This window comes from Pseudoalteromonas shioyasakiensis, assembly GCF_022398475.1.
Classification (GTDB): domain Bacteria; phylum Pseudomonadota; class Gammaproteobacteria; order Enterobacterales; family Alteromonadaceae; genus Pseudoalteromonas.
Map to the genome: position 1 here is coordinate 1 of NZ_JAKEVM010000141.1, position 11284 is coordinate 11284.

Genomic DNA, 11284 nt, shown 5'->3' on the forward strand with positions numbered 1-11284 from the left:
AAACAAATTTAATCAAAGATGAGCTAAATATCTTTTCCCCAGAATCTGTGAAAAGCTTTACTCGAGGGCCTTCAGTGACAGTTAAAACGAAAATCAAAAAAATAGACGATGAAACTATTAAATTAATTGGGATCCCTGACAAAGATATTATCAATTGCTCTAAAAAACAAAAAAGCGCGGTCTGACCCGCGCCTCTATTTTATCTGACGGCTGATAGCTGACAGCTCAAGTCGTTAGGTTACAAACCAAGCTCTGCCATAAAATCATCATCTGCATCGTCTGCTTGTGATGATGCTTTTTGCTTTTCAGCTTTTTGTTTAGCTTCGTTTTCGATGATGTCATCCGGGTCAACGGCTTCTGAAATATCAAAATCATGTAGTTTGATAAACTCAGTTTTATCCATGGCTAATTCTAGATAGAAGATATTTTGCTTCGCTGTAGTGAAGGTCACACGGCGCGCTTGTGGTCTATCCATGGTGGTATCAACAGAGATTTGCACCTGTTTATTAATCGCCATCATCTTAGGTTGGTTTTGCGTGATAGAAGTATGCAACTGGTCGCGTACTTTTGACGTAAAGTCACCAACGATTTGGTTCATCAGCTCGCCGAGTACGTTTGCCACATCATCTGATAAATGGCTTTGTGCAATTTCGTCCTCAGGCATACCCATGTTACGCATATAGTCATGGTAAATTTCCATAGCTGCTTGCGCTGTGAAGTTTGTTACCACAAGACCGGTAAAGCCACCATCGAACAATACAAAACAGCCAATATCTGGGCGCATACAGGTGCGGGTGATTTTTTGAACCATAGCAGAATAACTAATACTGTTACCGCTTGCTGAAGACAGAACTCCAGTCACTGAATGACACAGAGTTGATAAGATATCTTCTGTACTGATCACTTTGCTTTTTGTCATTAAACTTCTCTTTTTTGTACTTGTTATTGATAATTCTAGCCAAGCTACTGAATTTATCACTGACTATCCAGTTAAAAATGCTAAAATAGCGGTATTATTTTTTAAAGAGACTGTTCACGTGACGCAAAAAGACAGTATTTATGCCACTGAGCAAGCGGTTAAAGACTTTAGCTTTGACCAACATGTAGTAGAAGTTTTCCCTGATATGATCCAGCGCTCGGTGCCTGGTTATGCAACTATTGTTAGCACCATGGGTAAGCTGGCTGGCGAGTACGCGCAAAGCAATTCAAACCTATACGACTTAGGCTGTTCTCTTGGTGCTGTAACGTTAAGTATGCGCCGCAATATTCGCACTGATAACTGTAATATTATTGCTGTTGATAATTCAGAAGCGATGGTTGAGCGCTGTAAATTACATTTACAAGGTTTTCGCTCTGAAGTACCAGTCACAGTTACACTAGGTGATATCAACGATTTAGCTATCGAGAATGCCTCTGTAGTCGCGATGAACTTTACACTACAGTTTATTCCACCTGAAAAGCGCCAAGCGGTGCTTGAAAAGATTTACGCAAATTTAAAACCAGGCGGTGTTTTGCTGCTGAGCGAAAAAATTAGAGGTGAAAATGAGCAATGCGATAATTTGCTCATTGATTTACACCATGATTTTAAACGTCACAACGGCTATTCAGAGCTTGAGATCAGCCAAAAGCGTACGGCTATCGAAAATGTCATGCGCCCCGATCATTTATCTACCCACTTAAACCGATTAAGTGAAATTGGTTTTAGCCAAACGCAAGTGTGGTATCAATGTTTTAACTTCTGCTCGATGATTGCAATCAAGTAATCATCACAACGATATAAAGAGTATTTCATGTCTCAATGGTTTAACCAATTTTACGCTGCGATTGCACAAAGCCCGCTTAGCCACTGGCTCGAAACTTTGCCTGGTCAATTAAAACACTGGGAACTAGAAGCCAGCCACGGTGATTTACCGAAATGGCAAAAAGTGCTGAAAAACTTACCTGAGGTAAGCACAAACCATGTGAATCTTCAGGATAAAGTACAAATTGGCACCGGTGATGAGCTATCTGAAGGTCAGCAAAAACAGTTAACGCATTTATTAAAGCGCATGATGCCATGGCGTAAAGGGCCATTTAGCTTATACGGTATCGAAATTGATACTGAGTGGCGCAGTGATTGGAAATGGGATCGTTTACTGCCTCATATAGAACCGTTAAAAGGCCGCACTGTGCTTGATATTGGCTGTGGCTCAGGTTATCACTTGTGGCGCATGCGCGGTGAAGGCGCTAATTTTGTAGTGGGCATTGATCCATCTGATTTATTCTTATGCCAATTCCAAGCGATAAAGCATTATCACCAAGATGAAAACGTGCATTTATTGCCGTTAGGTGTTGAAGCTCTGCCAGAGCTAAAAGCATTCGATACGGTATTTTCAATGGGTGTTTTATATCATCGTCGTTCACCTATCGACTTTTTAGCGCAATTAAAAGCACAGCTTCGCCCTGGTGGTGAGTTAGTCCTTGAAACACTGGTTGTTGAAGGTGATGAGCACACAGTTTTAGTGCCAACTGACCGCTATGCGAAAATGCGTAATGTATGGTTTATCCCAAGCACCGCGGCATTAAAACTATGGATGGAGCGCGTTGGCTTTAAGGATGTACAAGTTAAAGACTGCGTAATCACAACGCTTGAAGAACAACGTAAAACCCAGTGGATGGAAAACGAATCATTAGTCGACTTTTTAGACCCAAATGACACCAGCAAAACCATTGAAGGTTACCCTGCCCCTCTTCGCGCTATTTTAACCGCGAAAGCTTAACAAATAGTAAGAAGTTTCGAGTTTCAAGGTTAAAAGTTCATTTGCCTGATACTTTTGCCTTGGAACTTGAAAACAAAAAACCGGACAACTGTCCTTGTCAAGTCGGTTAAAGTGATTTTTCAACTAGCCGCGCCAGTGCAATTGTTGTAAAATACGCGCGTTTCTAAGCAACCCACATGCAACTTTTTTGAGGAAAACCTGTGAGCGAACAAAAACAGTCTCTTAGCTATAAAGACGCGGGCGTAGATATCGATGCCGGTAATGCACTTGTTGAGCGTATTAAAGGCGTAGTTAAAAAAACCAGACGTCCTGAAGTAATGGGCGGTATCGGTGGTTTTGGCGCACTTTGCGAACTACCAACTGGCTATAAAGAGCCTGTACTGGTTGCTGGCACAGACGGTGTTGGTACAAAACTACGTTTAGCAATCGATCTTAAAAAGCACGACACAGTGGGTATCGACCTTGTTGCTATGTGTGTAAACGACCTTATTGTACAAGGTGCAGAGCCACTATTTTTCCTTGATTACTATGCAACTGGTAAATTAGACGTAGATACTGCGGCTGATGTTGTAACAGGTATTGGTAAAGGCTGTGAGCTTTCTGGCTGCGCTTTAATCGGTGGTGAAACTGCTGAAATGCCAGGTATGTACGACGGCGAAGACTACGACATGGCTGGTTTCTGTACTGGTGTTGTAGAAAAATCAAAAATTATCGACGGTACTAAAGTTGCTGCAGGCGACCAATTAATCGCTCTTGCATCAAGTGGTCCTCACTCAAACGGCTTCTCATTAATTCGTAAAGTTCTTGAAGTATCTGGCGCAGACACAAGCGCAGAGCTTGAAGGCAAAACACTAGGCGATCACCTTTTAGAGCCAACTCGTATCTACGTTAAACAACTACTTGAGCTATTCAAGCAGGTTGACGTTCACGCGTTATCTCACATCACGGGTGGTGGTTTCTGGGAAAACATCCCGCGCGTACTTCCTGAATCTGCAAAAGCAGTAATCAAAGGTGATAGCTGGGAATGGCCTGTTGTTTTCAACTGGTTACAAGAAAACGGCAACATCACAACACACGAAATGTACCGTACATTTAACTGTGGTGTAGGCATGGTTTTAGTTGTTCCAGCTGACAAACTTGAGCAAAGCTTAACAATTCTTAAAGATCTTGGCGAAAATGCATGGCATATCGGTGAGATCCAAGATGCGAAAGCAGGTGAAGAGCAAGTAGAAATTTTAGGTGGTCGTGACTAATGACCCCTTGTCGTCTTGTTGTATTAATTTCTGGTAGCGGTTCTAACCTTCAAGCCATCATTGACGCGTGTGCGCGTGGTGAGATAAAGGCCGAAATCGCCGCTGTAATTAGTAATAAAGCCGACGCCTATGGCCTTGAGCGAGCAAAAAATGCAGGTATACAAACACGTGTACTAAGCCATAAAGATTTTGATTCGCGCGAGGCCTATGATGCTGAGTTAATGGACATTATTGACAATTTTGAACCAAATCTAGTTGTATTAGCTGGTTTTATGCGTATTCTTACACCTAGCTTAGTGCAAAAGTTTAAGGGAAAAATGTTGAACATTCACCCTTCTTTGTTGCCTAAGTACCAAGGGCTGAATACCCACCAACGAGCGATAGATGCAAAAGATGACGTTCATGGTGTTAGTGTTCACTTTGTCACAGAAGAGCTAGACGGCGGTCCCGTTGTTCTTCAAGCCAAAGTTCCGGTACTCGAAAACGATACCGCAGAGACACTCGCACAACGTGTTCATCAGCAAGAACATATAATCTATCCATTGGTGGTCAAGTGGTTCAGTGAACAACGACTCAAGATGGAAGCAGATTATGCAGTTTTTGACGAAAAGAAACTTCCTGCACACGGCGCGCACTACCCAGAATAAAAATCTAAGTGCCCTACTCGCTTGTGTGGGCACTTTATTACTTCCTACCAGTGTTTTAGCTGGCGACCTCACTCAATACCAAGCCAAATACGATGTACTTCGTAAAGGCGAAACCCATGGTAAAGCAGTACGCGAGCTGAAAAAAGCCGCTGACGGTAACTACGTGATCACCTATCACAGTGAAATCGAATGGATGATTTTTTCGGACTCACGAAAAGAAACATCCATGTTTACTTATCATGATCAGAAAGTTTCTCCAATGAGTTACACCATGGAGCGCTCAGGCACAGGGCCTGATAAAGAATACAGCTTAAAATTTGATGCGACGCAAAAACAAGTTCAAAGCAGCCAAAGTAAATATCCTCTTAAAATTGATTGGTCAGATGAATTTCAAGATTCACTGTCTTATCAAGTGCAAGTTCGCGAAGAGCTAAAACAAGGCAAAACGCAATTATCTTATCCACTTGTTGATAAAAAAGGCAATTTACGTAACTACAACTTTGAAGTTGTCGGCACAGAAATGATTTCATTGCCCATCGGCAATGTAGAAGCGATTAAAGTAAAACGTTTATACGATAACGACAAGCGTCAAGCACTCGCTTGGTTTGCCCCAGAAATGGACTACATGCTAGTTCGTATGTGGAAAGGTGAAAAAGGCGTAGAGCAATTTGAAGTGCAACTTAATTCATTTACCGTGACCACGCCAGTCGCCGTAACAAATAATGAAGTGAGTAATGAAGCGCCTGAGTAGCGCTTCATCTTTTATTTAAATCTTTTCGCCCATTTTAAACAGTGCAAACTCACCGGGCTCCATTTTCTGCCAGCGTTCATCATTGGTGAGCGGCCTTGTTGCAATCACAGTAACCACGTCGTTCGGTGTGGTTTCTTTTTGAAAATCAACCACCATATCAGCATCAATTAATGTCGCTTTGCCAAACGGCGCACGGCGTGTGATCCAATGTAGATTATTGGTGCAATAAGCTAAAACGAAAACACCATCGGTAAGTAGCATATTAAATACGCCTTTTTCACGCAGTGTGTGAGCAAGCTTGGCAGCATAGCGAAATACAGACGCCATATTTGATGGGCGCTTAGGGTATTTTTCGCGAATTTTATCAAGCAGCCAGCAAAACGCCAGTTCACTGTCGGTATTACCGACAGGCCTGTAATAGTCTGGTTTTAAATCATGATAATTTGATAATTGCCCATTGTGGGCATACGTAATCTCGCGTCCCCATAACTCACGAGTAAATGGGTGGGTGTTTTCAAGACATACACGACCACGATTACCTTGGCGAATATGGCTTATCACCGAAATACTTTTTATTGGGTAAGCTTTTACGAGTTTGGCAATTTCTGACTGGCAGCTTGGCTCAGGATCTTTAAATGTACGACAGCCTTTACCTTCATAAAAAGTGATGCCCCAGCCATCTTTATGTGGGCCAGTATTACCACCGCGCTCTAATAATCCTGAAAAACTGAAACAAATATCCGTTGGTACATTGGCCGACATGCCAAGCAACTCACACATAGAACTCTTAACCTATAAAACTAATCGAAGGAAGGCATGATGGGCTGATCCCTGCCTGCGCTCATTGTTAATCATAGCGCTAAAGATGGCAACTGCTATGCTGAGATTTTCAGAACTATCTGAGCAATTCACAACTAATCGCAAGTATAACGGCGCTGATTATAAGTAATTACTCAACAATTCCTCATCTGCTGTAAATGTTTTTGCACTGATAGCCATTTTTAAAATAATAAAACTCACCAAACAAGCCGTTTTAATCCTTGTTCCCCTCTTGATAATTCGCTTTTCTAGCGCTACTCTAAAAGAGGTGGTCTGACCTCTATTAAGGAATAATCAATGACTCTCATATTTTTACTTGGTTTACTCGTGCTGCTTAGTATCGCGAGTTACCACAGAGCAAGCTGGAATACCTGCTTAGGTATTGCCGTTGCGACTTTACTTGTTGGCACATTTGCTGGCGCGTTTGGCGCAATTAGTTGGCTACTATTCTTACTTATCGCTGTGCCACTTTCTGTGACTGGCGTTCGTCAACAATACATCATTAAACCTATCTTCGCTGCTTTCAAAAAAGTAACCCCGACTATGTCGGATACTGAAAAATCAGCAATCGATGCCGGTACTACGTGGTGGGAAGCGGATCTGTTTTGTGGTCGTCCTGACTGGAACAAATTGCACCAATACCCTGCACCTAAACTGACTATCGAAGAGCAAGCATTTATTGATGGTCCTGTTGAAGAAGTGTGTAGCATGCTGGATGACTGGCACGCAACTCACGAACTAACTGATTTACCGCAAGATGTTTGGCAATATCTAAAAGATAATAAATTCTTTGCCATGATCATCAAAAAAGAATTCGGCGGTTTAGAGTTTTCTGCTTATGCACAATCATGTGTACTGCAAAAGTTAACCAGTAAATCGACGCTACTTTCTTCTATCGTAGGTGTACCTAACTCATTAGGTCCGGGCGAATTACTTCAGCACTATGGTACTAAAGAGCAAAAAGATCATTACTTACCACGTTTAGCAAGTGGTCAAGAGATTCCATGTTTTGCTTTAACATCACCAGAAGCTGGTTCTGACGCAAGTGCAATTCCTGATTACGGTGTTGTTTGTAAAGGTCAATGGAACGGCGAAGAAGTTGTTGGTATTAGCCTAACATGGAACAAGCGTTACATTACTCTTGCTCCTGTTGCGACTGTACTTGGTCTTGCATTTAAACTACAAGATCCAGACGGTTTACTAGGTGATGACAAAGAACCTGGTATTACCTGTGCGCTGATCCCTACAGATACTCCAGGGGTCGAAATTGGCCGTCGTCACTTCCCGCTAAACGTACCATTCCAAAATGGTCCTACTCGCGGTAAAGACATCTTCGTACCACTTGATTACATCATTGGTGGCCCGAAAATGGCAGGTCAAGGCTGGCGTATGCTTGTTGAATGTTTATCTGTTGGTCGTGCAATTACATTGCCGTCTAACTCTACAGGTGGCATTAAAACAATTGCGCTTGCAACAGGCTCTTACAGCCGTATTCGTCGTCAATTCCGTTTACCAATTGGTCAAATGGAAGGTGTTGAAGAATCAATGGCAAAACTTGCAGGTTACGCATATAGCTCTGATGCTGCTGTTAGCATGTCTACAGGGGCTGTTGACCTTGGTGAAAAACCATCGGTTGTATCTGCGATTATCAAATACCACTTAACTGAGCAAATGCGTGAAGCGACTATTCACGGCATGGATGTTCATGGTGGTAAAGGCATCATGCTTGGTCCAAACAACTACTTAGGTCGCGGTTACCAAGGTGCGCCAATTGCAATTACCGTTGAAGGTGCAAATATCTTAACACGTAACATGATCATTTATGGTCAAGGTGCAATTCGTTGTCATCCATTCGTGTTAACTGAGCTAGGTGCTTGTGCTATTGAAGACCGTGAAGAAGCGCTAGCAGTATTCGATAAAGCATTAATGGGTCACGTTGGCTTTACTATTTCGAACCTTGTACGTACTAAGTGGTTAGCATTAACAAATGCTCGCTTCACAAGTACACCGTACAAAGACGAAACCGCTGAGTTTTATCGTGTTGCGTCACGTTTCAGTGCATCATTAGCATTAATGTCAGATATCAGCATGGCGGTATTTGGTGGTTCATTAAAACGTAAAGAGCGTATCTCTGCACGTTTAGGTGACTTACTAAGCTACTTATACCTTGTATCTGCAACACTTAAACGTTACAACGACGAAGGCCGTAAAAAAGAAGATTTTGCGCTTGTTCAATGGAGCTGCCAAGATCACCTTTACCACTGCCAACGTGCACTCGCTGACTTAATCAATAACATGCCATCTGCACCACTACGTGCAATGCTAAAAATCATGTTATTCCCATTCGGTCGTCCAGTTCGCAAGCCTACTGATAAGCTTGAGCACAAACTTGCACACTTATTACAAGTACCGAGCGAAACTCGTAACCGTTTAGCTAACTACATTTACCTTAAAAACGAGCCACTTAACCTTGTTGGCCGTCAAGAGCAAACGCTTAAAGATATTCTTGAAGTTGAGCCTCTGTTTGACAAGGTATGCCGTGAAAAAGGCGTAAAACTGCCTTTCTTCCAGCTTGATAAAGTAGCGCAAATGGGCCTAGAAGCAGGCATTTTAAGCCAAGCTGAAGCCGACAAACTAGCTGCTGTTGAAAAAGCCCGTCTTGACGTTATTAACGTTGACGACTTTGACCCAGCAGACTTAGTTGCAGGTAATGTTGCCCGCGGCGAGAGCGATAAAAAAGCAGACGCCGCTTAAGCTAGCAAAACAATTCCAATTGTTATGAAAAACCAAACCAGCGCAAATTGCGCTGGTTTTTTTTGTTTATAAACCCTCTAGCACATTCCTTGTCCCTATTTATTTACATGATTTGTAACAAATATCGAACGGGTAAAACTTGCGTTTAGATTATGAACAGGCAACACTTGATAACGAAAAATTAACAAGGAATAATTACAATGAAACCGAGTTTTCAACTAGCTGCCGTTGCATGCGCGCTTAGCCTTGCGCTTGCAGGATGTTCTCAATCAACCCCATCAACAAGTAGCACCGAAAGCGTGCAACAAAGCCAAACTGTTAAACAGTACGACGCTGAAACCTTTTTTGATACAACCTCAATTATGGGCAGCAGCTTTTCACCGAAAGGCGACAAAATACTCGTTAGCAGTGACGAAAGCGGCATTTATAGCCTTTATGAAGTAGATATAAAAACCGCCCAAAAAACCCGCTTAACAGACTTTGAAGACAGTACTTATGCTGTGGCTTATTTCCCTAAAGATGAGCGCGTACTATTTACTAAAGACTCAGGCGGTAACGAGCGTTATCACATCTACGTTCGCGAAACAGATGGCACAGTTAAAGATCTTACGCCAGGTGAAGAAACCCGTGCAGGATTTGCAGGCTTCACAGAAGACGGTAAACACTTTTTTATAACCAGCAATCAGCGTGATGCTAAGTTTATGGACCTATATCGTGTTGATGCTAACAGCTATGAAGTAACGCCTGTTTATCAAAATACTATGGGGCTAGATGTCGGCGCAATCAGCCCTGACGGCCGCTTTATTGCTTTATCGAAAAACAATTCGAACAAAGACAGCGATGTTTTTATTCTCGATACGCGTAAAAAAACACTGAAACCAGAGCTCATTACCCGTCATGACGATGACGCTAAGTATGGCCCAGAAACCTTCTCAAGAGACAGTAAATCATTGTATTACTCAACCGATGCCAAAGGTGAATTTGCAGAGGTGTGGCGCTATGACTTAACGACCGGCGAGCACAGCCCTGCCCTCAAAGATGAGTGGGATGTGAGTTTTATTTACTTCTCTAAATCTGGCCGTTATCAAGTAAGCGGTGTTAATGCTGACGCAAGCACTAAAGTGTCGATAATTGATACCACCACAGGTAAAGGTATTGCCATGCCATCGCTGCCTGCTGGTAACTTACGTGGTGTGAACTTTTCAGCTGATGAAAAGGCCATGGCGTTTTATTTAAATTCAGATACCTCGCCAAGTAACCTATTTGTGTGGCAACTCGGTGAATCAAAAGCTAAACAATTAACCAACACATTAAGTGATGCCATTGATCAAAATGACTTGGTTGAAAGCACAATTGTGCGCTTTAAAAGCTTTGATGGTTTAGAGATCCCTGGGGTTTTATATAAGCCTAAGCAAGCTAATAGCAACAACAAAGTACCAGCTTTAGTTTGGGTGCACGGCGGTCCTGGCGGCCAAAGTCGCACAGGATATAGTGCAATGCAGCAGCATCTAGTCAATCATGGTTATGCCATTTTTGCAGTTAATAACCGTGGCAGCTCAGGCTATGGTAAAACCTTCTTCCATTTAGATGATAAAAAACACGGCACTGACGATTTACAAGATATTGTTTACGGTAAAAAACACCTGCAAAGCCTAGATTGGGTTGATGCTGATAAAATTGGCATCATGGGGGGCAGCTATGGTGGCTTTATGACCGCCGCAGCACTTGCCTTTGAACCTGAAGAGTTCAAAGTAGGCATTAATATATTTGGTGTAACAAACTGGGTTAGAACCTTAAACTCGATTCCACCATGGTGGGAAAGCTTTAAAAAGGCACTGTATGATGAAATGGGCGACCCAGCGACAGACGGTGAACGTCACCGTGCCATTTCGCCACTATTTCATGCTAAAAACATCACCAAGCCATTAATGGTGATCCAAGGTGCTAACGACCCACGCGTTTTACAAGTTGAAAGCGATGAACTTGTTGCCGCTGTAAAGGCAAATGGTGTGCCTGTTGAATATGTATTATTCGATGATGAAGGCCATGGTTTTACTAAAAAAGAAAACCGCATAAAAGCCTCAAATGCATACCTTGAGTTTTTAAATACCTACTTAGATAAATAGCAAAATTGCAAAGATAAAGAGCCGGTATTATGCCGGCTTTTTTATGCAAAACACCTGTATAGAATCAAAATTTAACAGTTTACACAGTACTGTATAAAATACTGTGTGGATTTAATGGTAAATTTTTCACCTTTTCCAACCTTCAAAATAAAACCATAAGCAACTGTTTAATAAC

General features: G+C 42.2%; 10 protein-coding genes. 8 read left to right on the top strand and 2 right to left on the bottom strand.

Features of this window, described 5'->3' with window-relative positions:
• On the top strand, positions 1-185 hold a 185-nt coding region (locus L1D51_RS17990), incomplete at its 5' end, for a hypothetical protein (RefSeq protein WP_239964429.1).
• A 53-nt stretch (positions 186-238) separates the two neighbouring features.
• On the opposite strand, the gene L1D51_RS17995 is transcribed toward L1D51_RS17990, so the two are convergent.
• Complete coding sequence (locus tag L1D51_RS17995) at positions 239-919, bottom strand: DUF3334 family protein (RefSeq protein ID WP_054561772.1); 681 nt, start codon at positions 917-919, stop codon at positions 239-241.
• Positions 920-1037: 118 nt separating this feature from the next.
• Here L1D51_RS17995 and cmoA point away from each other — a divergent pair, with 118 nt between their 5' ends.
• The 5 genes from cmoA (at position 1038) to L1D51_RS18020 (ending at position 5410) form a co-directional block, all read left to right on the top strand.
• Positions 1038-1763 carry a carboxy-S-adenosyl-L-methionine synthase CmoA gene (gene cmoA / locus L1D51_RS18000; RefSeq protein ID WP_058585302.1) on the top strand — a complete coding sequence of 242 codons (726 nt, stop codon included), beginning with the start codon at positions 1038-1040 and terminating at the stop codon, positions 1761-1763.
• Between the two features lie 27 nt (positions 1764-1790).
• Positions 1791-2759 (top strand): tRNA 5-methoxyuridine(34)/uridine 5-oxyacetic acid(34) synthase CmoB, encoded by a 969-nt coding sequence (gene cmoB, locus L1D51_RS18005; RefSeq protein WP_239964430.1) that lies wholly within the window; start codon positions 1791-1793, stop codon positions 2757-2759.
• Between the two features lie 200 nt (positions 2760-2959).
• Positions 2960-4012 (top strand): phosphoribosylformylglycinamidine cyclo-ligase, encoded by a 1053-nt coding sequence (gene purM / locus L1D51_RS18010; RefSeq protein WP_054551593.1) that lies wholly within the window; start codon positions 2960-2962, stop codon positions 4010-4012.
• Positions 4012-4659 (top strand): phosphoribosylglycinamide formyltransferase, encoded by a 648-nt coding sequence (gene purN / locus L1D51_RS18015; RefSeq protein WP_054551594.1) that lies wholly within the window; start codon positions 4012-4014, stop codon positions 4657-4659. Before purM ends, purN begins: the two co-directional genes overlap by 1 nt.
• Complete coding sequence (locus L1D51_RS18020; protein ID WP_082401575.1) at positions 4604-5410, top strand: DUF3108 domain-containing protein; 807 nt, start codon at positions 4604-4606, stop codon at positions 5408-5410. The genes purN and L1D51_RS18020 overlap by 56 nt, the downstream gene beginning before the upstream one ends.
• A gap of 15 nt (positions 5411-5425) precedes the next feature.
• On the opposite strand, the gene L1D51_RS18025 is transcribed toward L1D51_RS18020, so the two are convergent.
• Positions 5426-6190, bottom strand: coding sequence for a class II glutamine amidotransferase (locus L1D51_RS18025; protein ID WP_054561775.1), 765 nt, complete (start codon positions 6188-6190; stop codon positions 5426-5428).
• A gap of 336 nt (positions 6191-6526) precedes the next feature.
• Between L1D51_RS18025 and fadE the strand changes: the two genes are divergently transcribed.
• Both fadE and L1D51_RS18035 read left to right on the top strand, forming a co-directional pair.
• Positions 6527-8983, top strand: coding sequence for an acyl-CoA dehydrogenase FadE (gene fadE, locus L1D51_RS18030; RefSeq protein WP_054551597.1), 2457 nt, complete (start codon positions 6527-6529; stop codon positions 8981-8983).
• 200 nt (positions 8984-9183) lie between these two features.
• Positions 9184-11109, top strand: coding sequence for a S9 family peptidase (locus tag L1D51_RS18035; protein WP_239964431.1), 1926 nt, complete (start codon positions 9184-9186; stop codon positions 11107-11109).
• Positions 11110-11284: the final 175 nt, after the last annotated feature.